Below are 25,204 nucleotides of genomic sequence, written 5' to 3' on the forward strand. Positions count from 1 at the left end.
TAAAATTTTGTATAACCATTTGGTATGGCTTTAGTATAACACACTAAAATAAGAAATGCAAGTGTTTTTAGTAATAATTCTTATTATCGTTATATCCGAAAACTTTTCTTTCTTTTTTCAATATAATTTCGTGTAAATTTAACAATTAGCGTTTTCTAACTGGACGCAAAATTGTAATTGCGTGTTTTTGGTTTTGTATTGTTACCTCTGTTTGTTCCCCTCCAAATTCTCCATCCAATGTCCAAGCAATTGGTTCTTGACATTGGAACGTTATTTTAGAAGTTTTAAAATGATACATCAAATTCGGGTTTGGGGTTTTGGAAATCAATGCGTTTACAGCAGCCTGAAATTCCAAAGGATTTCGCAAAGGCTTTATTAAAGTAACCTCAAATAATCCATCATCCATTTGAATATTCTTTCCACTAATTCCTTTAAAGCCACCAATGGAACTGGAGTTTGTTATCATACCTAAAATCAAATCATCCTCAATCGTTTCTCCATCGTGTTCAACGATGACATGATAAGAACGGATCGTATGCAGCCTTTTTGCTCCTTCTAAAATATATGCAAGATGCCCTAATGTATTTTTTTCCCCCTGTGGTGTTTGATAAGTTACATCCGTAAATACACCAAATGCCGCAACATAAGTAAAAATATCCTGATTAAAATGGCCAATGTCACACAAATATGGTACCCCATCTACCACTGTTTTTGCAGATTTATTCATATCCTTAAATAGATGCAAACTGGAGGCAAAGTCATTAGTTGTCCCTGCAGGGATATACCCTAATAAAGGTTGGTGTTTACACTCCATAACTCCTTTTACCACTTCACTCATGGTTCCATCCCCACCGCTGCATACAACAATATCATATTGTTCCGCCATTTTTTTGGCACATTCATAACCATCCATCCTAGCCTGTGTGACATGTACAGTTACTTCGTAGTGATATTTTGTAAACAAATCCAAAATTTGAACCAAACGGTTTTTAATTTGTGCTTTTCCTGCCCTTGGGTTTATAATAAATAGCAACTTTTTTGCCATAAATAAAATCCTCCAATAAGATATCTCTTCTTTTACTTTACCATAAACTGCTGTTTTTTTCTACTGTTAATCTTCTATTTTTTTCAATTCCTCTTTGTAAGGATTAACCAATAGCTTCATCCTTATACCACTGTCACCTAATAGAAGTCTTTCCCTAGGAAACCTCTACAAATTAAATAAATCTTTTAAAAAATGATCTCTCGTTTAAAAATAAATAATAAACATGAAAAAGAATAAATATTGCAAGTTATAGATTCAAACTGTTTTAAAAAAATTTTTGTATTTTTTTGCTGCAAAACTTTTGATGCATCAGTTATTGTCACTGTAAATATTTTATCTGTTTAAATCATATACTTAATTTTTCATAAGGGGGATTCTATTAAAAACAATAACAAAAAATGGCGCCAGGACATCCCTGGCACCACAATGAAAAACCAATTTTAGCCCCGTTCCAAAGCAGAAATACCTGTTTTTACCAATTGCTTAATTCCATATGGTTTCATCATATTGATAAAAGAGAGCAATTTCGCATGTTCCCCTGTCAATTCAAAGGTAATGGTATCTTCAGAACTATCAATAATCTTGGCATCAAACAAATTTGCTGTCCCAATAATCCCCACACGGTTTTCATCTGTGTGGTACATTTTCAACAACAAATGTTCTCTACAGACGGCGGTTTTGCTATCCACTACTTTTACTTCCCGTACATCAATCAGTTTCATCAACTGTTTTACAATCTGCTCTAGAGTAGCGTCATCCCCGTGGGCTACAATTGTCATACGAGTAATTGCTGGATTTTCCGTTTCTGCCGCTGCAATACTGGAAATATTATAAGCACGCCGACTGAACAAACCCGCAATCCTTAATAATACACCTGTAGTGTTATCCATCAATACAGAAATAATATGCATTTGTTCCATCATTGCCCCTCCTTAGTTATCTATCTCAATTTCAAGAATTGGTTCGTCGATTGGTGCGCCGGCTGGTACCATTGGCAGAACGTTGATATCTCGATCGATCACACAGTTAATCAAAACTGGAGCATGAGCAGCCAAAGCTTTTTCCAATGTTGGGCGGATTTCACTGGCTTTTGTGATATTATATGCCTCTATTCCATAAGCCCCCGCTAATTTTACATAGTCTACACCACGATCCAAGGTGGTTTGGGAGAAACGCTTGTTATAAAACAGCCTTTGCCATTGGCGTACCATTCCCAACACTTCATTGTTCAACACCAATTCAATCATTGGAATCTGGTATTTCGCCATGGTTACCAATTCATTACAGTTCATCTGGAAGCTGCCATCACCCGCAATATTAACCACCTGCTTATCAGGGCAGCCAACTTGGGCACCCATTGCAGCCCCTAAGCCAAAGCCCATCGTCCCCAGCCCGCCGGAAGAAACAAACTGGTGAGGACGTCTCAGTTTATAATACTGTGCCGCCCACATCTGGTTTTGCCCAACCTCTGTTGTGATAATCGCATCACCATTGGTCAGTTCACAAAGTGTCTCGATTACTTCCTGTGGGGTAACTGCGTCTTCGTCTTTCCCTTTTTGGATATTTGGGAATTCCTCATTCCATGCCTGAATTTGCGCCATCCATTCTGGATGAGGTGTTGGAGTTAACCTCTGGTTGAGCAATTCTACAACCTGGCGCACGTCCCCAATCAAAATATTGTCCGCTTTAATATTTTTATTGATTTCAGCAGGGTCAATATCAATCTGTAAAATCTGTGCATTTGGCGCAAACCGGCTGATCTTCAAAATCACGCGGTCACTAAAACGGGTTCCTATTGCCAAGAACAAATCACAGTCTGTTACTGCTTTTGCTGCAGTAACACTGCCGTGCATCCCCATCATGCCGATATATCGGGAGTCAAAATTATCAAATCCTCCCTGCCCCATCAAGGAAGAAGATACCGGCGCATCCATTAATTCTGCCAGTTTTTTCACTGCCAGGTTTGCCTCTTCGGATGCCACTACACCGCCGCCAGTATAAATTAACGGACGTTTTGCGTTGGAGATCAGTTCCACAGCATTTGCCAGAGCTTTTTCACTTGGGTCACTGTACACCTGTTCAATTGGTTCCGGCTGTTTTCTTTCATATTCATAGATTGCTGCTGTCACATCTTTAGGAATATCTACCAATACAGGGCCTTTTCGGCCTGTATTCGCGATTTTAAACGCACGGCGAATCGTAGGCGCAAGATCTTCTACTTTTTTCACGATAAAGTTGTGTTTGGTGACTGGCATGGTTACACCGGTAATATCCACTTCCTGGAAACTATCCAAGCCTAATTGCGGTACTGGAACATTGCCGGAAATAACAACCAAAGGAATAGAATCCATGTAAGCGGTCGCAATCCCTGTCACGGTATTGGTAGCACCTGGGCCAGAAGTTACCAAAGCTACACCGGTTTTTCCAGTAGCACGGGCATAACCGTCTGCCGCATGGGTTGCCCCCTGTTCGTGAGCAGTTAAAATGTGCCGGATTTTATCCTGATAATCATACAAAGCATCGTAGATATTCAGGACGGACCCACCAGGATAGCCAAAAATCGTATCCACATTCTGCTCTAACAAACATTCCAAAATAATTTGGGACCCTGTTAATTTCATAATATCACCTCTAAAAGTCATTTTATTTTTTAAGCAAACCTTTGTCTGCTCAGGTTTTTGAACAAAATGGCAAACCACAATAAGTTGTTATTTGGATATAAAAAAAGCTCCCACCTCTCCTACTGTTAAGAGGTGAAAGCAAACCTTCCACGGTACCACTCTTTTTGTCATCGCCATTGACCACTCATTCTGTATCCTTTAATACAGATCTCCTATAACGGGGAGAACACCGTTCCAACCTAATCCATTTACTGTTTCAGTAGACTGCTCCAGGGGGATTTTATCACATAAACACTGCCCTGTTTTCCACCAGCCAACAGTTCTCTGTGCCAGAAATTTTATGCTTGTTTCCCTATCATCGCATTTTTCTATTACTATTATGATAGTAAAAAACCGAAGGTTTGTCAATAGATTTTTATTTTTTATATGACAAATTCTTATTTTATTAAAATTATCTCCAAATCCAAGATAGATTAATTGTAATTTTTCCATAATTATATTTTTTATTATTGAAAATTACTTTAATTATTGCTACAATATTTTTGGCTTAATATACTGGAGCAAAACTATTTATTTGTAGAAGGGAGGAACTTTGACTTTATCTATTTATCTATAATATGAATGAAACAAGCAAAAGGAGAATTAGAAATGAAACAAAAACAACTTACCAAACCAATTATTACGACAATCGATTTATTCTTCTTTGTTAAGTAAAATGAAAAATCTTATGTGAAAATCGTTTTATCCTGACTAGAATAAATAGAAAAACTATTCCAATAGCATCACTAAAAGTTGATAGCTTATTTTTTAATTTATTTGTGGTTCGATCACCTATTTACTAACAACAGAATCTGTAATGCGTAATAAAAATTAATATTCCTTTTAAAATTTATATAAATCTAGATCAAAGTTATCGATTAAAAAATGTCTCCTTAAAAATTGTGTTTTTTCAATATTATTCTTTATGTTATTCAAAAATAAGTTAAATAAATTTTCAAATTAGTGGTTGACAATCTGTTTTTCGTCTGCTATACTAACAGCAGAAAGAATAAATTCGATTCAGAGGAGATCAAACGTTATGACAATGCAAAATAATAATTTTGTCTTTACATATTATTATTTTAACTGGGCTTACTTTTTTAGCGCAGGTAATTTGTGTTGTCATAAGTTAGAAAACCGATAATTGATTTATCCAAAATAGATGGAGCGGAAATTAGGTTGATAGCTTTTGACAGCTATCAACCTTTTTTGTTGCACAACTTATTATCTGCCAAATAAATGCCTGGGGAGATAATAAGTTGTAAAAACTCCCCTTAAGAATGAGGAGGAGTAAACAATGAAAACCGCAGTTATGACGAAAGGATTGTTACCAATGATTGTTATCTTAAAAGAAGGCGCACCAAAAGACCATGTAAACCATTTACTCAACGATTTGACCCAATTGGGACTAAAAACTGATGTCATCAAAGGGGAACACAAACAGATTATCACCTTAATTGGTGACACCACCAAAGTGGATATCGAAAACCTGATGGCACGCCAGGTTGTAGAAAATGTACGCCGTGTATCCGAACCATACAAGGCTGCCAACAGAAAATTTCATCCAGACGATACCATCATAACAGTGGGTAACCAAAAAATTGGGCAAGGCTACTTTACTGTAATGTCCGGACCTTGTTCTGTCGAAACAGAAGAACAAATCGTTGAGGTTGCGGAACATGTAAAAGCCGCAGGGGCAAATTTCCTGCGTGGGGGCGCATTCAAACCCCGTACTTCCCCATACTCTTTCCAGGGATTAGGTGCGACAGGGTTAGAATTGCTGTTGAAAGCAAAAAAGGCTACCGGTCTACAGATTGTCACCGAAATTATGAGTTTACGGGATATTGACCTATTCGCCGATGTAGATATTATCCAGGTTGGCGCCCGCAACATGCAGAACTTTGAGCTATTAAAAGAATTAGGCCACTGCAATAAACCAATCCTGTTAAAACGTGGTTTGGCAAATACCATTGAAGAATGGCTGATGAGTGCGGAATACATTATGGCTGGTGGCAACACCAATGTAATTATGTGCGAACGTGGTATCCGCACCTACGAAACAATGACAAGAAATACCCTGGATATATCCGCAGTTCCTCTATTAAAACAGGTTTCCCATCTTCCTGTCATCGTTGACCCAAGCCATGCAACTGGTTTGACTTCTTTGGTAAAACCATTGTCGAAAGCCGCAATTGCCGCTGGCGCTGACGGTGTTATGATTGAAGTACATAACTGCCCAAGCAAAGCACTATCCGACGGTGCACAATCCCTGACTCCTGACCAATTTGATAATGTAATGGAAAGCATCAAACGTCAGTTGGAGTTTGAAGGAAAAACCCTATTAAAAGCATAAGGAGTAAGATATGAACATTCTTATCGTTGGATTGGGTTTAATTGGAGGAAGCTTTTGCCGTACCATAAAAAAACATACGACAGATACTGTGTTAGGAATGGATATTGACCAAAATACGGTTAATCAAGCAGTGGAATCAGGCGCGATCGACCGCCAGGCAAACTTTGAAGATATTTCCATTGCGGATTTAACTTTTGTTTGCCTCTATCCTCAACAAACCATTGATTTTATAACAGAACATGCTTCTCAGTTTAAACCTGGCAGTGTAGTTGCGGATACTTGTGGAATCAAAAACCGAATTGTCAGCAATTGCGAAAAAGCCCTTTTACCCTATGGTGTCCACTTTGTTGGTATCCACCCAATGGCTGGCCGCGAATTTTCTGGTTTCTCCTATTCTACGGATAGTCTGTTCCAAGGGGCGAGTTTTATTGTAACTGCTTCCAAACAATCCAATCCAGATGCGGTAAATCTGGTAACGGATTTGGCGGTCCGGATGGGGTTCGGGGAAATTGTGCGGACATCGCCAGAGCAGCATGACAAAATTATTGCTTTTACTTCTCAGCTAGCCCATGTTGTTTCTAACGCTTATATGAAAAGCCCTACCGCTTTATATGAGCGTGGATTTACTGGAGGAAGTTTCCAGGATTTAACCCGTGTCGCTATGTTAAACGATAAAATGTGGACTGAGTTATTCTGGTTGAACAAGGAACCATTGCTCTATGAAATCAATACGATCATTGCCCACCTCTCCCAATACCGAGACGCTTTATTAACAGGTGATCTTGCTACCTTGCAACGTTTACTTTATGAGGGTAGCGAGCTAAAAAAACAGGATTTAAAGGCCAACGGAAAAATCAAATGAAACAGTTTACAATTACAAAAGTAAAATTTGATGATTTGCCGAAAATTTTCGCAATACAAAAACTTGATTTTGCTGAAGAAGCAGAGCACTGCCGGATTTTTTAATATACAGCCATTGACAGAAACATTGCAAGAAGTAGAACAGCAATACCAAAAGGGAACTGTCATCTTGGAAGCAGTAAATCATATCCAAACAATAATTGGTTCCATCCGTGGTAGATTGGAAAATGATACAGGATATGTAAGTAAATTATCTATTCACCCAGCATCACAAAATCAGGGGGTAGGTTCTTTCCTACTACACCACTTGGAGCTTTATTCCCCAACTGTAATTTTTCCTTAAAGATAATCCAAAGAACCTTGCTTTTTACTAATCCAACGGGTTTTATCTTACTGATGAAAAACAAGAAGTCTTTTCTGTTACTCTTATAAAACGCTATAAACCAAAACTACTTTTATCCAGATAATTTCTTTGCGATATGAAACAAAAATCCGTCAATGTATTTAAACAGTTATCTTCTTTCCTTAAAATCCAGATAAATAACATCAAATAAAGTGTGCAAAACTTTAAAGCAAATGGAAAAGCTACTATGTTTTTTACATAGTAGCTTTTTCTTAATTTTTCTATTCAACGGTAATTCCTGGCTTCCACTTATGTTCTCCCCAATAGGCATATTGCAAATTAGAATTTTCCGCTCTGATAACATATAACGAATCAATACCTATATTGTCTGGATCAGTGGTATCTTTCGTAAATTGTTTGATTGCAAAACGGTATTGAGCTTTATCTGTTTCTACATCATAAGTGGAGAGTATGAATTTCCATTCACCTGTCTGATCCCTGCTTGCATCAGCGCCTCCTCCACCCCAATCATCATAGGAAACCATTTCTCCCTGAAAAAAATCAAATAAAGCAATAGCGTCTTTTTCAAAATTCTCTGAACTTTCTACTGCGTTTTTGGAAAACAATGTTTTTAAGGAATCTGTATCCCGGTTTTGTACTGCTTTTATCACTTGTTCAAAGTTACGATTCGCAACCTCTGTGTCAGTGTCAAAAAGACGTTCCATTAAGTGAGGTCCTCTCAAAGAGCATGAACTGGAAAAAAGCACTAAAATACAGGCAAATAAAAATACACTTATCTTTTTCATAACAAGATATCCAATTTATGAGATTTCATTTACCATCAATTTAACCTTCCGGTTGGATCTCTATCTGAGAACTGGAAGATTCCATAGTATCATCTTCTGTATAAATATTTGTTTGATTAGAAGATGTCTCATCTGTTTGAGTATTTTCAGTTTCCTCACTCTGTCCCTGGGAGGAAGCATTACTAGCATCTGTTGAACTTGTTGTTTCTGTAGAAGATGTATTTTCTGTTACCTGTTCCATGCCTACGATATAAAACTGATTCTTCTCATCTGATTTTAATTGGTATTCTACATATTTAAAAGGTTCCTCCGTGTGGTTACCTTTCAAATTGCTACCCCAAGCATTATTCTGGGCAATATACCCAACCTTAATTAGATACATACCCTCTGATTTTGTTATTTTTTCTACTTTAGGACTATAATTTTGGAACTGAATTTCTTTTGGAACCATATACATCTTGGTATCTGGAGAATATTCAAAAATATATTCATTATCAGTAACAGCTACATTTTGATAGGTAATATCATTTCCAAATAACTTTTTAACATGAGATTCTACATCAACAGCTGGAATATAGATAGAAAAATCATCACTTGCGTATTCAGATTGGTCAGTGTTTAAAATAATATCCCATAACGCAGCGGAAACGATAGTAGAATCCCCTAGTTTATTCATATCATCTACTGGTGCAGGGTCTAGCATTACAACAGGAGTTAAAAATTGTTCAAATTTTGCAATTTCTTTCTGATTAGTCGCAACATCTCCAATTACATCAACCAGTTTTATTCCTGTTACAATTACCCCGATTACTGCAAAAATACCAATAATACCACCAAAAACCACATTTTTATCCATATGGCGTAAACCATTCCAAAACTTTTTCATGGTTAATACAAATTTATTTGGTCCATTATGATATTGCTGTTCTTCCTCCGCAGGTGCTGTTAATACAGCTTTTGGCATTTCTTTTTTGGAGGATTCCGTCTTATCTAGGGTTTCCGTTTTTTGCGGTACAGATTGCTCTACTGGAGCCTGCTTCACATCTTGGTTTTGATCTTTCTGCTTACTCATATAAGTGTCCTCCTGCTTTATTTATCGAACCTGTCCTGTTCCATGGATAATATATTTAATCGTAGTCAGTTCAGGGAGCCCCATAGGACCTCTTGCATGAAGCTTTTGGGTAGAAATACCTATTTCTGCACCAAAACCAAACTCACCGCCATCGGTAAAACGGGTAGAAGCATTAACATAAACAGCAGCGGAATCTACCTGTGCAGTAAATTTCTCAGATGCTGGTAAAGAATTAGTGATAATCGCTTCTGAATGTCCTGTAGAATAGGTTTGGATGTGGGAGATTGCTTGGTCAATATCGTCTACTACACGTACTGACATTTTATAATCCAAATACTCAGTAGCATAATCTTCTTCGGTTGCTGGAAATACACTTTTTCCTAAAATACGGATAGTTTCTGGACAGCCAAATAGCTGTACAGATTTTTTATCTAATTTTTCTTTCACCATTGGCAAAAATTCTTCCGCAACCGCTTTATGTACCAATAGACTTTCAGCTGCGTTGCATACAGATGGACGGCTGGTTTTTGCGTTGTACACAATTTCAGCAGCCATTTCTAAATCTGCATCTTGATCTACATAGATATGGCAGTTTCCTGTACCAGTTTCGATAACAGGGACAGTAGCGTTTTGTACCACTGCCTGAATTAACCCGGAGCCTCCTCTAGGAATAAGCACATCCAAATAACCATTTAGTTTCATTAATTGAGTGGAACTCTCTCGGGAAGTATCTGTAACCAGTTGGATAATATCTTTGGGAAATCCAGCTTGTTCTACTGCTTCTCGCATTAAGTCCACCAGTACCGTATTGGATTGGATTGCTTCTTTTCCACCACGCAAAATCACAGCATTTCCCGCTTTTAAGCAAAGGGTTGCAGCATCAACCGACACATTGGGACGGGATTCAAATATAATTCCAATTACTCCCATTGGAACACGCACTTTTGTAATTTTCAATCCATTTGGACGAGTAAATCCAGTTTCTACAACACCGGTAGGATCCTCTAACTGGATTAATTTCCTTACCGCATTTGCCATGGAATGAATACGTGCTTCATTCAATAGCAATCGGTCAATCATTGTTTCTGGAATTCCCATGGAACGAGCAGTTTCAATATCCTTCTGATTTTTTTCCATAATTAGCATAACAGATTGATCCAGTTTCTCAGCAATCAACTGTAAAGCTTCATTCTTTTGTTTTGTGGAAGCAGTATTAATAATGCTGGACACTGCTTTCGCATTTTTTCCTAATTGTTCAACCATAATCATCCTCCATTTCTATTTTACTGATGATTTACTGGGAAATAAGTCCCTACTTTTTGTCCTTCTATTACTTGATACAACAAATCCGGTTCTTCCCCGTTTATTATAAACATTGGGATTCCTGCTTCTGTTGCAATTTCTGCTGCATGGATTTTCGTAATCATCCCGCCAGTCCCCAAAGAACTGCCTCGTCCTCCTGCAATTTCACGAATATGGTCATCAATAATATCTACTTGTTTAATTAATTGTGCTTCTGGATATTTGGCAGGATTCTTGTCGTACAATCCATCAATATCAGTAAGCAATACCAGTAAATCCGCTTTTGCTATCTTCGCTACAATAGCGGATAAGGTATCGTTGTCACCAAATTCAATTTCTTCGGTAGAAACTGTATCATTTTCATTAATAATTGGAATTGCGTTATATTGCAGCAACGCATTTAACGTGTTCAACACATTTACTTCACGCCTGCCACCGTCAATAATATATTTTGTAAGCAATAGCTGGGATACAATGTGATTATATTCTCCAAACAGTTTATCATATACATACATTAATTCACATTGACCAATTGCAGCACATGCCTGTTTGGAAGGAATATCAGCAGGGCGTTGTTTTAACCCCAATTTTCCAGAACCAACCCCTATAGAGCCGGAAGAAACTAGAATAATTTCTTTTCCAGCATTTTTTAAATCGGAAAGTACTTTTACCAGATGTTCCACATGGCGGATATTTAACATTCCTGTTGGATGTGCTAAAGTGGAGGTACCTACTTTTACGACAATTCTTTGTATATTCTTGGTATTTGCCATTTCAATTACCCCTTAAAAATTTCTATATCCGATTTATTATAGCACAATTTGACGCAATAGAAAAGTTAATTTTATAAACTTTCCGCCAGCACTTCCCGTTTGGCGTGTTCAATTTGATATTTTGCAAATAATGCTAGTTCTACTGATAGATAAGGAATGACAAAAATAATAGGGATAAATATTACACACAACACCAATAATGGAACCATACAAATCAATAACATAATTAATTGGAACCGTTCCCCCTTCATTATACAGGAAGATAACCGAATCATTTGTGCTATTTTCAAAGAACTATCTTCTACAAATAAAAAACCCACCAAATAGTATTTAGAACAAACATAAATAAAAAAGATTAATCCTGTAAATAACAACAGCCAAGTAAATCCTAGCATGACCCAATAAATATAAGCACTATAATAGCCAGAAGACTGATAAAACCAAGCTAAAGAATATATAGCACAGGCAGGTAATAAAGATACAATCAGATATCCTAACATTCGGAAAAAAACGGATAAGATAATACCAATACTGTGAAAATAGCGTTTTGCGCTGGTATAAAAATAAAATATCAAAGCAATAGGGGAATTCTCACCGGAAGCCACTGCATATGCCCATTTAATACCACCAAACCAAATAGGAGATACCAAAAATAGTGAAACAATCCCCACAATCAGTAGGGTAACCAGATGGGCTACTGTATCATATTGGCCACTGCTAATCCATTTTTGTACAGCAGTAATAGAGCTAAACAAATTTTTGTATCCAGAACTGGATAAAAAAGTATATATTGTCTTTTCTACTAGTAATAACAAAATATGGATACTTAGGAAAACCAAGCCAATGGCTATCCCTTTGCTCCAGTTTGCCTGTAAAGCACGTCCGGTATTCCTTCTGATATGGCTGTTGACTGTCATTCTATCACTTCCATTCTATTCGATTTCTTCATCCTGTTCTTCTATATCCCAAAAGCTATATTCCTGCATAGAAGAAAAATCATCTTCTGAGGTAGAATAAGGAATTGGGTCATATACCTCAAAAAACTGGTCCCTCATCCAAAGCTGGGTGTAAGTCATTACAGTATATCCTTTTCCGCTTTTCGTCTGCCACTCTAACTCTCCACGTTGTGGCAAACCATAGGCAGCTAATAGTGCTGCAATTACACCACCATGAGTAATTAATGCCGCACTAGTAATATCATTCTGCATCATATCCATAAAAATTTGATTGATACCAAATTCCAGTCTTTTTTGGAACTGTTCTTTACTTTCCCCTTGAGGCGGGGCAGTATCCATATCTCCTTCCATCCATTCCTGAAAAGCGGCATCCTCTTTTAGTTGTTCCAAACTTTGGTTCTCAAATACACCAAAGTCATATTCTTTTAGTGCATCCACTTTTTGTATAAAAGTATCCGGATAAATAATATCCGCTGTTTCTACTGCACGTTTTAAAGGGCTACAATATACTTTTTGTACACGAGGATATTCACAGGTATCTACCAAGGTTTCAATCTCTTCCCTTCCCTGTTCACAAAGGGGCAAATCTGTAGAACCAATATACTTTCCTTCTAAATTTCCCTGTGTAATTCCGTGGCGAATCATATAAAGCTTAAAGGTTTTCATGTCAACTAAATCTCCTATTCCACTAAATATTGTATATCTTGTTTCTTTTATCTACTATAGTTTAATGTCAATAGACAAAATGCCCAAAAACAGCACCGACATTTTTTCTAAAAAACTATGTTTTTTCTTCAAAAATTCCTTTACAAAAGGTAGCTGGTATACTATAATTTACTATACGTTATCAATTTTGGAGGATAAACTAATGAATTCAGAATTTCCAAGAATTTTGACCTTACTTCGCAAAGAGAAAGGAATCAGCCAAAAACAGGCTGCACAAGAACTGGGAGTATCCCAGGCATTATTATCCCACTATGAAAAAGGAATCCGTGAATGCGGTTTAGCCTTTGTTGTAAAAGCTGCTGATTTTTACCATGTGTCCTGCGATTTTTTATTGGGCAGGTCTCCTGAACGGCAAGGTACCACTTTAACCATGGAAGAACTTCCAGATGCCGCTGAAAAAAAAGAACTTCCTAACCCCAAAACACTGGCCGCAGTATATAACAAAAAATTACTGTTCAGTTCTATGAATATTCTATTCGATTTATTAGCAAAATCAGAAAATAAAACACTGATTAACGAAGCATCTTCTTTTATGACGCTAAGTGTATACCGGCTGTTCCGTTTGATATTCCAGGCAAATAGAAATAATAATGAAGAAATGTTTATGCTTCCAAAAGAACTGGCAACAGCAAAGGCACAATCCGCCATGCTGCTAAATGAAGCAGTTATCTCCGCAATTACTACGGGTGCGCTTCCAAAAGAACTGGAACAAATCAGCAACAAAGACAAGCTTGCTATCTCGATGGAGGTTTTAGACCAGCGTTACCCTGCGGATAAATCGGCTCTGTTAAACCTCATAAAAAATTGCGAACACAAATTGTCAGAAGAATAAAATCTTGTATTATTGTACCATTTCTTGTATCAGAAATAAAGGTGTAAATTGTTAAAAACAAAAGTTTACCTTTGAGGATACTTCCTCAAGGGTTTTTTATTGCGATTTTTCCAATCATAAAGCAGACATTTCATTCATACCTATAGCAGTAAGAAATGTTGTCCACCAAGGATGGAGGAATGAATGTGAAATGGTTGGAATTTATGAACCGAGATTTATCTGAGCCCACTCCAATAAGGCAGCAGCCATCTCTTGAAAAAAAGGGATTAACTTCTGCTCAGGCGGAACGGCTTCTAGCCTCTTATGGTGAAAACCGATTAAAATCCGGAAAAAAAGTAAAGGCACTTCCCATTTTTGTATCCCAGTTCCGAGATGCTCTCGTGATGATTTTATTAATTTCTACTGCTGCTTCTATTTTTATGGGGGAGCTGGTGGAAGCAATCTCTATTGCGGTTATCGTTCTCGCCAATGCTATTATGGGATTTATCCAGGAATTTAAAACAGAAAAAACACTGGAAGCTTTAAAACAGATGTCTGCCCCTATGGCAAAAGTTTACCGAAATGGCGAGTTGGTGCGTCTAGAAACCGAAAAGCTGGTTCCCGGTGACGTCATTGAAATTGAAGCTGGAGACCGCGTACCAGCTGACGCAATTTTATTGGAATCTGCTTCTCTACAAACAGATGAATCAGTGCTCACCGGGGAATCCGTCCCTGTCCATAAACAGGAAAACTCTTCTGCCACCTTAGAAAACAAATTAAATCAACCCCACTTGGTTTATATGGGTACAACGGTAACAAAAGGCCATGGAAAAGCTCAGATTATTTCCACAGGAATGTCCACTCAAATGGGAAAAATCGCCCATATGCTTTCCGAAATCAAAGAGGACCCGACCCCGTTGCAAAACAAATTAAACGAACTTGGAAAACTAATTGGGATTGGCTGCTTAGCTGTTTCGGCTATTGTAGCAGTGGCAGGATTGATTCGGGGTGAACCATTGATGCAGATGATTATTACCGGTGTTTCTCTGGCTGTTGCAGCAGTCCCAGAAGGATTACCCGCTATTGTCACAATCTCCTTAGCTTTAGCAGTAAAACGGATGATTCGCAGAAAAGCATTAATCCGAAAACTCCATGCAGTAGAAACACTGGGATGTACAGGAGTTATTTGTTCTGATAAAACAGGGACTTTAACCGAAAATAAGATGACAGTCCAACAATTGATTACTTTTAACCAATCTGTAGAAATCTCCCATGACAACCAATTCATCGAACAAGGAGTTCCTATCAAACCAACTTCTAACCCCACTTATAAGAGAATACTGGAAATCTGTGTCCTGTGTAACAATGCTCAGTTACAACATTCCCATCAAAAAGGGAAATCTGGATGGAAAGCAGTTGGAGAGCCCACAGAAACTGCTCTTTTATTGGCTGCCGCCAAAGCCGGTATCACTTCAGAAAGCTTGAAAACAGAGTATGTACGCATGGAGGAAATTCCATTTGATAGTACCAGAAAATGTATGTCCGTCATTGTCAAAGACAAAGCAGGTCAGGAATGGATTTTCACCAAAGGAGCATATGATGTCATTCTAGAAAAATCAAGCCGGATTCAACAAGGAAATACTGCCGCTATGATCACCCCTGCAGACAAGAAGAGACTGGAGCAGCAAAATAACAAGATGGCTGGCTCAGGGATGAGGGTACTAGGATTTGCCTATGCTCCTGTATCAGGAACACCACAGGAAAAAAATTTAATTTTCCTCGGATTATCTGGCATGATGGATCCTCCAAGAAAAGAAGCAAAACAAGCAGTAATTACTTGCCGAAAAGCAGGTGTCAAAACGGTTATGATTACAGGAGACCACAAACTGACTGCTTGTGCTATCGCAAAGCAAATTGGCATTTATCAAAAAGGTGACCTTTGCCTAACAGGACGGGAGCTGGAAAAGATGAGTGACCAAGATTTAGATCATGTAGTACAGAAAGTCACGGTATTTGCCCGTGTCAGCCCTAGTCATAAATTAAAAATTGTCCGCTCCTTAAAGCGAAAAGGGAATGTAATTGCTATGACTGGAGATGGAGTAAATGACGCCCCTGCTATTAAAGAAGCCAACATTGGGGTTTCTATGGGGATCACTGGAAGTGATGTCACAAAACAAGCGGCGGATGTCATCCTATTAGATGATAATTTCTCCACTTTAGTTGCCGCAATTGAAGAAGGCCGCGTTATCTACCAAAATATACGGAAATTTATCCGTTACTTGCTCTCCTGCAATATTGGAGAAGTATTGACCATGTTCGCTGGAATGTTGATGGGGATGCCTGTGCCTCTGCTACCCATGCAGATTTTATTGGTAAACTTGGTAACAGATGGACTACCTGCGATTTCCCTTGGATTGGACCCTGCTGAAAAAGATGTCATGAAACAGCGTCCACGCCACCCAGAAGAAAGCATCTTTGCCCATGGATTAGTATACACGATTATTTTCCGTGGTGTGTTGATTGGATTAACAACGCTAACTGTTTTTATTACGATGTTCCGTATGACCTTAAGTGTAGATGCTGCCAGGACAGGAGCGTTTTTTACCCTGGTGCTTACTCAATTAATCCATGTATTCGAATGTAAAAGCGAAACAAAATCCATATTTTCCATTCCTCTATTTAACAATATGAAATTAGTTGGTTCCGTTCTAATTTCCGCCATCATTGTTTTGTTGGCAATTTACCTACCACAATGTAATTTATTGTTCCGTACAGTACCATTAAGCGGCATACAGCTCCTTCTTTGTTTTGGCATTTCTATGGTCGTTCCTATCTGTAACGCAATCTTTTTAGCAGTAAAAAAATCTTTCCATAAAAAAGATATGCTGATAGCTACACCAGAACAAGCTGAATAAGTTTTAGTTTAAATCTTCTTTGATTCAGAAACTCTCTCTTCTCAAAATATTAAAAATCAAAATGATCTGATTTCATTTAAAAACTTAAATAAATAGATGCATTAAAGATTTAGCCACTAGCAATATTATCAGTATTCCATTTATTAAAACCACTTAGTGATTAAACTTGAAAAAATAATTATCAATTTCTTTTACTAGGCTCTTTTAGTATATTACAATTTTTCCATTCCAATTAGAAAAATAACCTTTCGCTACAACTTCTAATATTTTACTGAGTATTCCAAACGAAACAGAAATTATCCTACTTAATTTTAAAGGATTAAACTATCTTTATTTTACCAAATTAGATATATCTTAATCCATCCTCATAGTGGTGATTTTTTGAGTTTTTACCTTTGTCTCACTTAATCATAAAACAGAAAAATCCAACCAGAAATTTCTGGTTGGATTTTTCTCTTTTAATATTATTTCATACTAGAATTAATCTTCTGTATTTTCATCTCTGCCACAGCATTTTTTATACTTTTTGCCGCTGCCACATGGACATGGATCATTCCGTCCTACTTTAGTTTTTCTAACAGGCTGATTGGAAACAGCACCTGTATCAGATCCGCCGGAAGTTCCTGTTGGTTTTGCAACTTGTTCCCTCTTTGGTTCTTCTTCGCTACGGATACGTACTGTTAAGAGCAGACGTACAGTATCTTCTTTGATAGAGGCAATCATATCATCAAACATGTTAAAGCCTTCAATACGATATTCAATTACTGGGTCCCTCTGAGCATATGCACGTAAGGTAATACCACGTTTTAATTCGTCCATTGCATCAATGTGATCCATCCACTTGGAGTCAACCACTTTCAGCAGAACAACACGTTCCAGTTCGCGCATACGTTCTGGCATAACTTCCTGTTCTTTTGCTTCGTATTTTGCCAAAGCTTTTTCTGTAATAATTTCTTTGATATGATCAATCGTTTCATCTTCCAATTCTTGTGGAGTGTAAACCAAATCATCTTCTTCCAAAATATAGTGGAGGAAGTAATTTTTCAGCCCTTCGATGTTCCAATCATCGTGTACCTCTGTTTCTACCACATAACGGTCCACCGTTTCACTTACCATATCCTTAATCATATTTACGATATAATCACGGAGGTTTTCACCGTTTAATACTTTATTTCTCTGTGCGTAGATCAGTTCACGTTGGGAGTTCATAACATCATCGTACTGCAATACTGATTTACGGATGCTGAAGTTTCTGCCTTCTACTTTGCGTTGTGCAGACTCAATAGAATTGGTCAGCATTTTATTTTCAATTGGCTGGTCTTCTTCAATTTTCAGTGCATTCATCATTGCCTGAAGTTTTTCACCACCGAACAGACGCATCAAATCGTCTTCCAAAGACAGATAGAAACGGCTAGCACCAGGGTCACCTTGACGTCCAGAACGACCACGCAGCTGGTTATCAATACGTCTAGAATCATGACGTTCGGTACCAATGATGAATAAACCACCTGCTTCTTTTACCTCTTCCGCTTCACCAGCAATTTCATCTTTATGTTTTTTATTTAATTTTTGGAAAGTTTCCCTTGCTTCCAAAATTTCTTGATTGTCGGTTTCACCATAACTAGTTGCTTCTGCAATCAACTCTTCGGTATAGCCTTTTTTCCGCATTTCCGCTTTTGCCATAAATTCAGCGTTACCGCCAAGCATGATATCGGTACCACGGCCAGCCATATTGGTTGCGATGGTTACCGCACCTTTTTTACCAGCCTGTGCAACGATTTCCGCTTCTTTTTCATGGAATTTCGCGTTTAATACTTCGTGTTTAACCCCTCTGCGTTTCAGCATAGAGCTTAACAATTCAGATTTCTCGATGGTAACAGTACCAACCAGTACAGGTTGCCCTTTTTCATGGCATTCAATAATTTGTTCAATTACTGCGTTAAATTTGCCCTGTTCTGTCTTATATACTACATCATTATAGTCTTTTCTTTGTACAGGATTGTTGGTTGGGATTTCCACAACGTCTAATTTGTAGATTTCACGGAATTCCCCTTCTTCTGTCATTGCGGTACCAGTCATACCGGACAGTTTTTTATACAAACGGAAGAAGTTCTGGAAGGTAATAGTAGCCAGTGTTTTGGACTCCCTTGCTACTTTTACACCTTCTTTTGCCTCAATTGCCTGATGCAAGCCTTCGTTATAGCGGCGGCCAATCATCAAACGACCAGTAAATTCATCAACGATAATTACTTCGCCGTCTTTTACAACATAATCGCTGTCCCTTCTCATGATACCATAAGCACGAATTGCCTGGTTAATGTGGTGCAGCAAAGTGCTGTTTTCAGCATCCATAATATTTTCCACATGGAAATATTCTTCTGCCTTTTTTACACCTTTCTGGGTCAAAGTAGCTGTTTTTGCTTTTTCATCCACAATGTAATCAGCATCTTCATCTACAGATTCCTGTTCTTCTTTATCGTCCAATTCCGCAACTTTATGTACAGTTAAGGTTTTTGCGAAACGGTCCGCCAGAGTATATAGTTCAGTAGATTTATCCCCTTGTCCGGAAATAATCAATGGTGTCCTCGCTTCATCAATTAAGATCGAGTCAACTTCATCGACAACAGCATAGTAGAATTCCCGTTGTACTTTTTGTTCTTTATAAATACACATATTATCACGCAGGTAATCAAAGCCCAATTCATTATTGGTACCATATGTGATATCACAGTTATATGCTTTACGGCGTGCATCATTGTCCAAATCATGCACAATCAAACCCACTGTTAAGCCCAAATAACGGTATACTTTACCCATCCATTCAGAGTCACGTTTTGCCAAGTAATCATTGACTGTAACAATATGTACCCCTTTTCCGGTCAAACCGTTCAAGTAAGCTGGCAAAGTAGCAACCAATGTTTTACCTTCACCAGTTCTCATCTCCGCAATACGTCCCTGATGTAATACGATACCACCAATAATCTGAACTGGGAAATGCCGCATTCCCAATACACGATCGGAAGCTTCGCGACAAACTGCAAATGCTTCTGGCAAAATATCGTCTGTTGTTTCACCATCAGCCAAACGTTTTTTCAAAATGTTGGTCTGGTCTTTTAATTCAGACTCGCTCATCTCTTTGTATTTTGGTTCCAAATCCAAAACCTTTTGCATTAGAGGTTTAATTCGTTTAACCTCTTTCTCACTGTAACTACCAAAAATTTTATCCAGTAAACCCATGGTACTAGCTCCTTATTTTTTCGTAAATTTAGCGCCACCTAAGCTGGCCGCCTGGGAGGCGGTATCTTACAAAACGCAATATACTATTTATTATATATACTAACCAATACATAATCAAGTGTTTTTTATGAATAGTTTGATTCTGCTTGTTAATTATGCCCAATAGATACCGTTGAAACTTAGGCAACATAGGCAAATTTTTCAGAAATCCAGTGATACTTCCCCACATAATAAAAGAAATTTTGCAGTTTTTACCTTTTCGCATTTGCCTTTATCCTTTTTTTACGGAAAAACAATGTATCTTAATCCCCTTTTTATTCTGTGTGTGTTAAGGTAATAAGCAGAACAAAATCCTAAATTTAGGTTAATTCAGAAAGAAGGATTCATTTTTATGTCAAAAAAGACTATTTTTAAGGGCTCTGGTGTTGCATTAATTACTCCAATGAACCCAGATGGAACTGTGAATTATGAGACATTAGACGAATTATTAGAATTCCAAATAGAAAATAAAACAGATGCTATTGTAATTACTGGCACGACAGGAGAAGCATCAACTCTTTCCGATAAAGAACACATAGATGTAATCGAACACACTGTACAAAAGGTAAATCACCGCATTCCAGTCATTGCAGGGACTGGAAGCAATAATACAGCCCACGCAATTGAACTTTCCAAACAGGCAGAACAGGTTGGTGCTGACGCTGTATTACTGGTTACTCCTTATTACAACAAAGCTTCCCAAGAAGGGTTATATCTTCATTTTAAAGCCTGTGCAGAAGCAATTTCCATTCCAGTTATCCTGTATAATGTACCAAGTAGAACTGGCGTAAATATCATGCCTCTTACTTATCTGCGTTTAAGCAAAATCCCTAATATTGTAGCAGTAAAAGAAGCCAGCGGAAACTTTTCTCAAATTGCAAAAACAGTTTCCCTTTGTGGTGACCAATTAGATGTCTATTCTGGAAATGACGACCAGATTACATCAGCCTTAGCCCTAGGTGCAAAAGGTGTTATTTCGGTATTGGCAAATGTAGTACCAGAGGATACCCATCAAATCTGCCAAAGTTATTTTAATGGAGATACCGTAGAAAGCGATACCCTACAGCTCTATTATTTAGAGTTAATTGAAAATTTATTTTCTGATGTCAATCCAATCCCTGTAAAACAGGCAATGAACTTTATGGGATATAACGCCGGAAAATGTCGTTTACCATTGTGTGATATGGATGATGTATCCAAAGAAAAATTACTTGCTTGTATGCAACGGTATGAGCTTGTAGAACCAAAACGTAAAGTTGGTTCTGTTACGGTACGGCGACCACAATTCTCTATGATGCGCCGTATGATTGAACATTAAATTTGCTAGTTCCCATGTAAATCAATAGAATCCCTATATCCTATGTTAAAACAGCCTATCTAAAAAGATAGGCTGTTTTACTATTTATATTTTTTATCTAGCAGTTTTTTCTCAACTAATTAAACACTTAGCAATATTTCAATCATAAATAATGTAACAAAAAATCGTTTTGTAACTCAAGCCTCTACTACATAAAAAAGCCTTCTTTTTCAGTAAGAAGGCTTTTTTCTATTTAATGAATTACTTTATTAAAGAAATCTTTTGCTCTTTGGGTTTTTGGTGCATTGAATACTTCTTCTGGAGTCCCATCTTCCAAAAAGACCCCTTGATCCATAAATACAACACGATTTGCAACTTCACGGGCAAATCCCATTTCATGTGTAACAACAATCATTGTCATTTTTTCTTCCGCCAATGTGCGGATAGTGGACAATACTTCCCCTGTCAACTCAGGGTCCAAAGCAGAGGTTGGTTCATCAAAGAGCAAAATTTCAGGATGCATCATCAACGCCCTAGCTATTGCAACACGTTGTTTCTGCCCACCACTTAAATTTGCCGGATAAACATCCGCTTTTTCTAACAATCCTACTTTTTCTAAATAATAATTGCTGTCTGCACGGAGTTTTTCTTTTACTGTTTTCTGGACTGTTTTAGGTGGAAGTTCCAAATTCTTGCGCACTGTCAAGTGAGGAAATAGGTTAAAGTGTTGAAATACCATCCCCATTTTTAAAGTAGCCTTTTTCATCTCGGAACCAGAAACATATTTTCCATCTTTTACAAGATAATTATCATCAATTTTGATAGAACCACCATTTACCTTTTCGAGATTAATCAAACTGCGCAGCATGGTACTCTTTCCGGAACCAGAAGGGCCAATAACCGCAATTACATCCCCTTGCTCTACTTCAAATGATATATCTTTTAACACTTCTAATTTTCCATAGGATTTTTTTAAGTGTTCTACTTGGATTAATGCCATAATCATAAACTCCATTCTACCATTTTAAAACGGTAATACTTGTGTGGTATGGTTTTCAATCTCAATCGGTTTTTCCAAAAGCAAATTTCTTTTCCAGCTTTTTTAAACCAAAACTCAAAATTGTATTTAACACCAAATAGATAATTGCTGCTGCCAAATAAGCAGAAATATCCATCGAACCGTTTACAATTGATTTTGCCTGATTTAGGATTTCCACAATACCCACCGCATACATTAATGCGGTATCTTTAATTAAGGTAACAGCTTCATTGTTTAAAGTTGGCAGACAGACGCGAATCATTTGAGGAATGATAATTTTTATCATTGTTTGGCCTTTCCGCAAACCTAATACTTGTGCTGCTTCATATTGTCCTTTATCCACTGCTAATAAGCCACCACGGAAAATTTCCGCAAAATAAGCGGAGTAGTTGATAATAAACGCAATGGTTGCTGCTGCAAAACGATTTTTAATCATAATCATAGGCCCAATAAAAGGCAGATAATATAATCCAAAGCAGAAGAACAAAAGTTGTAATAACAATGGTGTACCACGTACCACATAAATATAAGCCCTTGCCAGCCAGGCAATCGGCTTAAATTTACATCTTGCAACCATCGTAACACAAAAGCCCAGCGGTATTGCGCAAATAATAACAATCGCAAACAGAGAAACAGTATACCCTGCGCTTTTTATCAAAGTTAGCATAATATTTAAAAAATCCATAATAAACCCCAATTCTGCTTTCATGCAGTTTGTTTTTAATATTAATAATATTATATACTTTAGCACGATAAATCGCTAATGTGATAAACTGACAAAATTTCTAAATTTATTAAATTAAATCTTAATTTCATCCTATTTTCATCTATTTTCTAATATTTTTTTAATTTTTCTATTATTTTAAATATATAACTAAAAAACAACATCTATTTTTATGTTTCCTGTAGATTTTACTGCTTGGTTATGATATCATAAAAAAGAAACTATCATTAAGATTTATGATGAGACGGCTTATTAACTTGCTAAAAATCGATTTGAATAGGAGAATAAAAATGCCAAAACAATACCAAACCATTTTATTTGATTTAGATGGAACCTTAGTGGATACTTCCCCTGGTATCTTTAAAGCAATCCGGCATGTAGAAAAGGTAATGGGGCTAGCCCCAATCAAAAAAGAAGAAATGAGAAAATTCATTGGACCGCCTCCAGTATACAGTTATCAAAATTTTCATCATCTCACAGAGGAAGATGCATGGAAAGCAAAAAAAATCCAGCATGAATATTTAATCGAAGGTTGCAAAAATGGCAAAGTATATCCAGGTATCATTCGGCTTTTAAAATTTTTAAAAGAGGAGAACTGCCATGTGGCAACCACTACATTAAAAAAAGAAACTTCTGCTCATCGTGTTCTTTCTCATTTTCAATTGGAAGAATATATGGATACAATTGTTGGACTAGACGCAGAAGAAACTTTGACAAAGGCTGATACGATTTCCATCGCGTTAGAGCGGATGGGTGTATCAAAAGATTCTGCTGTCTTAGTTGGCGACAGCAGATATGATGGAGAAGGAGCAATCCAAGCAGGAGTAGACTTCATTCCAGTAACTTATGGTTTTGGGATTACGGACCCAGAACAGGTTATTGATCTAAATCCTGTATTTTGCGCATCCAATGCTCGGGAATTAATGCTATACTTTTGGTCCCATATTGGTAAAAAAGAAGAAGGTTATCCTTACTAAAAGAGTCATATAACTCTGTTGATAAATGAAAGGACAATCGAGTCATTCTTTATATCTCTACATGAATAAGTCAATTTTATACTTACTATATGTATATATTTAATGAAGGAATTTTTGTTTTCAAAATTTCCAATTTCCACTGATATAAGTCGTAATTTAATCTTTCGATTAGTAAAACCTGTAAGTAACATTACTTTTTATCCTCTAAACTCTTAAGTTTTTTGATGTTAGTTTAGAGCTATGAATTCTCTATTTAGATTAAAATTGATTATACTTCTCATGGACTTAAAGGCTTTTTGCAAATTGAAAAAATCTTATTAACAAAATTAATATGAAAAATCCACTACTTATATCGTTCTCCTCATCCATCAATCGATAACTACCTGTTGTGGTAGAAAATTTTTTCTTTTAATCAAAATTCTTATTAAAATCCTATTTTTTATTTAATATTTATATCCAAATCTTACTTTTATGGGTAGAACTAGTCTTTTCACAAAAACAATACAACGAAAAAACTCTCTATGGAATGAAAACCATGGAGAGTTTTTAACGATCATCAAATCTTATACCAATTTATACCCAAACTAAACTTTTCCCTTAAAATAGCTTACAATCTCATTTATAGCAATTGATAGAACAATCCATGTTGTGTACAATACCACAATAATTTTCCATGTCCTCTTTTTTGGATACGAACCTGCAAATTCCATTCAGGATACTGTTTTATAAAATGTAGTTTATCTCCCGTAACAAAAGCTACAAACGAAATATAATGTTCTTTTTCCATTGGATGTTCACTGGTGATATACCAATCATCCTCAATCTGTTCTATGGTTAATTTATGTTGTTCGTTAGCTTTATTAATCTCTAATGGAAACAGTTTCTTTCCACAACAGGACACTGTCGCATTTCCTGTGCAAACCGTTACGTTGCCACAAGATGGACATATATAATAACTGGAATCTTTCATATTACCTCCTACAAAATCATTTTGAGATTTCTCTCCCATTAAAATATCTTCTATCGTTACCCCAAGATTGGCTGCTAATTCTGACAGTAAAGAAATATCGGGACATCCCAGACCCCTTTCCCATTTTGATACTGTTTTATCACTAATGTTCATTTGATCTGCTAATTGCTTTTGCGTAATATTCAGTTCATTTCGCAATTGTCTTATCATGGCTCCAATTTTATTGCAATCCATTTTTTCACCCCCAAACACATTGTACTCAAAAATCTGTTATTTTTCAATCAACGTACCGTAGAAT

The 25,204-nt window shown here is 37.0% G+C and carries 20 protein-coding genes and 1 other annotated feature; of the genes, 7 read left to right on the plus strand and 13 right to left on the minus strand.

Annotated features, from left to right (window positions below; all coding sequences use genetic code 11):
* Positions 1-145 precede the first annotated feature (145 nt).
* The 3 genes from BQ2683_RS11325 to ilvB form a co-directional block, all read right to left on the minus strand.
* On the minus strand, positions 146-1,045 hold the full coding sequence (locus BQ2683_RS11325) for a diacylglycerol/lipid kinase family protein (RefSeq protein ID WP_069989139.1): 900 nt from the start codon (positions 1,043-1,045) through the stop codon (positions 146-148).
* 440 nt (positions 1,046-1,485) lie between these two features.
* Entirely contained in the window at positions 1,486-1,965 is a 480-nt protein-coding gene (gene ilvN, locus BQ2683_RS11330) for an acetolactate synthase small subunit (protein WP_069989140.1), read from the minus strand.
* A gap of 12 nt (positions 1,966-1,977) precedes the next feature.
* Positions 1,978-3,666 (minus strand): biosynthetic-type acetolactate synthase large subunit, encoded by a 1,689-nt coding sequence (gene ilvB / locus BQ2683_RS11335; protein ID WP_069989141.1) that lies wholly within the window; start codon positions 3,664-3,666, stop codon positions 1,978-1,980.
* A 125-nt stretch (positions 3,667-3,791) separates the two neighbouring features.
* Positions 3,792-4,034, minus strand: a binding site (T-box leader).
* Positions 4,035-5,038: 1,004 nt separating this feature from the next.
* On the opposite strand from ilvB, the gene aroF reads away from it, so the two are divergent.
* Genes aroF through BQ2683_RS11355 form a run of 3 tightly spaced genes read left to right on the plus strand, consistent with a single transcriptional unit; the run spans position 5,039 to position 7,262 of the window.
* Positions 5,039-6,058, plus strand: a complete 1,020-nt coding sequence (gene aroF / locus BQ2683_RS11345) for a 3-deoxy-7-phosphoheptulonate synthase (protein WP_069989543.1) — start codon at positions 5,039-5,041, stop codon at positions 6,056-6,058.
* A 10-nt stretch (positions 6,059-6,068) separates the two neighbouring features.
* Entirely contained in the window at positions 6,069-6,920 is an 852-nt protein-coding gene (locus tag BQ2683_RS11350; protein ID WP_069989143.1) for a prephenate dehydrogenase, read from the plus strand.
* Positions 6,921-6,950: 30 nt separating this feature from the next.
* On the plus strand, positions 6,951-7,262 hold the full coding sequence (locus BQ2683_RS11355; RefSeq protein ID WP_083256478.1) for a GNAT family N-acetyltransferase: 312 nt from the start codon (positions 6,951-6,953) through the stop codon (positions 7,260-7,262).
* Between the two features lie 281 nt (positions 7,263-7,543).
* Here BQ2683_RS11355 and BQ2683_RS11360 read toward each other — a convergent pair whose 3' ends face one another.
* From BQ2683_RS11360 to BQ2683_RS11385, 6 genes are all read right to left on the minus strand, one after another.
* Positions 7,544-7,987: a DUF5104 domain-containing protein gene (locus BQ2683_RS11360; RefSeq protein WP_069989145.1), complete on the minus strand. Its 444-nt coding sequence runs from the start codon at positions 7,985-7,987 to the stop codon at positions 7,544-7,546.
* 121 nt (positions 7,988-8,108) lie between these two features.
* Positions 8,109-9,140 carry a hypothetical protein gene (locus BQ2683_RS11365; RefSeq protein ID WP_069989146.1) on the minus strand — a complete coding sequence of 344 codons (1,032 nt, stop codon included), beginning with the start codon at positions 9,138-9,140 and terminating at the stop codon, positions 8,109-8,111.
* A 21-nt stretch (positions 9,141-9,161) separates the two neighbouring features.
* Positions 9,162-10,409, minus strand: a complete 1,248-nt coding sequence (locus BQ2683_RS11370; protein WP_069989147.1) for a glutamate-5-semialdehyde dehydrogenase — start codon at positions 10,407-10,409, stop codon at positions 9,162-9,164.
* Positions 10,410-10,423: 14 nt separating this feature from the next.
* A complete protein-coding gene (gene proB, locus BQ2683_RS11375) occupies positions 10,424-11,215 on the minus strand; it encodes a glutamate 5-kinase (RefSeq protein ID WP_069989148.1) in 792 nt (263 codons plus the stop codon).
* 71 nt (positions 11,216-11,286) lie between these two features.
* Positions 11,287-12,132 (minus strand): DUF975 family protein, encoded by an 846-nt coding sequence (locus tag BQ2683_RS11380; RefSeq protein ID WP_069989149.1) that lies wholly within the window; start codon positions 12,130-12,132, stop codon positions 11,287-11,289.
* A 15-nt stretch (positions 12,133-12,147) separates the two neighbouring features.
* Positions 12,148-12,837: a histidine phosphatase family protein gene (locus BQ2683_RS11385; protein WP_069989150.1), complete on the minus strand. Its 690-nt coding sequence runs from the start codon at positions 12,835-12,837 to the stop codon at positions 12,148-12,150.
* 202 nt (positions 12,838-13,039) lie between these two features.
* On the opposite strand from BQ2683_RS11385, the gene BQ2683_RS11390 reads away from it, so the two are divergent.
* Positions 13,040-13,729, plus strand: a complete 690-nt coding sequence (locus tag BQ2683_RS11390) for a helix-turn-helix domain-containing protein (protein WP_069989151.1) — start codon at positions 13,040-13,042, stop codon at positions 13,727-13,729.
* Positions 13,730-13,914: 185 nt separating this feature from the next.
* Positions 13,915-16,623: a cation-translocating P-type ATPase gene (locus BQ2683_RS11395; protein WP_235843918.1), complete on the plus strand. Its 2,709-nt coding sequence runs from the start codon at positions 13,915-13,917 to the stop codon at positions 16,621-16,623.
* Positions 16,624-17,103: 480 nt separating this feature from the next.
* On the opposite strand, the gene secA is transcribed toward BQ2683_RS11395, so the two are convergent.
* Complete coding sequence (secA, locus tag BQ2683_RS11400) at positions 17,104-19,860, minus strand: preprotein translocase subunit SecA (protein ID WP_069989152.1); 2,757 nt, start codon at positions 19,858-19,860, stop codon at positions 17,104-17,106.
* Between the two features lie 391 nt (positions 19,861-20,251).
* On the opposite strand from secA, the gene dapA reads away from it, so the two are divergent.
* Positions 20,252-21,217, plus strand: a complete 966-nt coding sequence (dapA, locus tag BQ2683_RS11410) for a 4-hydroxy-tetrahydrodipicolinate synthase (protein ID WP_069989154.1) — start codon at positions 20,252-20,254, stop codon at positions 21,215-21,217.
* Between the two features lie 232 nt (positions 21,218-21,449).
* On the opposite strand, the gene BQ2683_RS11415 is transcribed toward dapA, so the two are convergent.
* Positions 21,450-22,196, minus strand: a complete 747-nt coding sequence (locus BQ2683_RS11415) for an amino acid ABC transporter ATP-binding protein (protein ID WP_069989155.1) — start codon at positions 22,194-22,196, stop codon at positions 21,450-21,452.
* 61 nt (positions 22,197-22,257) lie between these two features.
* Entirely contained in the window at positions 22,258-22,920 is a 663-nt protein-coding gene (locus BQ2683_RS11420) for an amino acid ABC transporter permease (RefSeq protein ID WP_083256481.1), read from the minus strand.
* 329 nt (positions 22,921-23,249) lie between these two features.
* Here BQ2683_RS11420 and BQ2683_RS11425 point away from each other — a divergent pair, with 329 nt between their 5' ends.
* On the plus strand, positions 23,250-23,936 hold the full coding sequence (locus BQ2683_RS11425) for an HAD hydrolase-like protein (RefSeq protein WP_069989157.1): 687 nt from the start codon (positions 23,250-23,252) through the stop codon (positions 23,934-23,936).
* Between the two features lie 619 nt (positions 23,937-24,555).
* On the opposite strand, the gene BQ2683_RS11430 is transcribed toward BQ2683_RS11425, so the two are convergent.
* Entirely contained in the window at positions 24,556-25,140 is a 585-nt protein-coding gene (locus tag BQ2683_RS11430; RefSeq protein WP_069989158.1) for a helix-turn-helix domain-containing protein, read from the minus strand.
* Between the last annotated feature and the right edge of the window lie 64 nt (positions 25,141-25,204).

The organism is Massilioclostridium coli (assembly GCF_900095865.1).
In the GTDB taxonomy this organism is placed as follows: domain Bacteria; phylum Bacillota; class Clostridia; order Oscillospirales; family Ruminococcaceae; genus Massilioclostridium; species Massilioclostridium facile.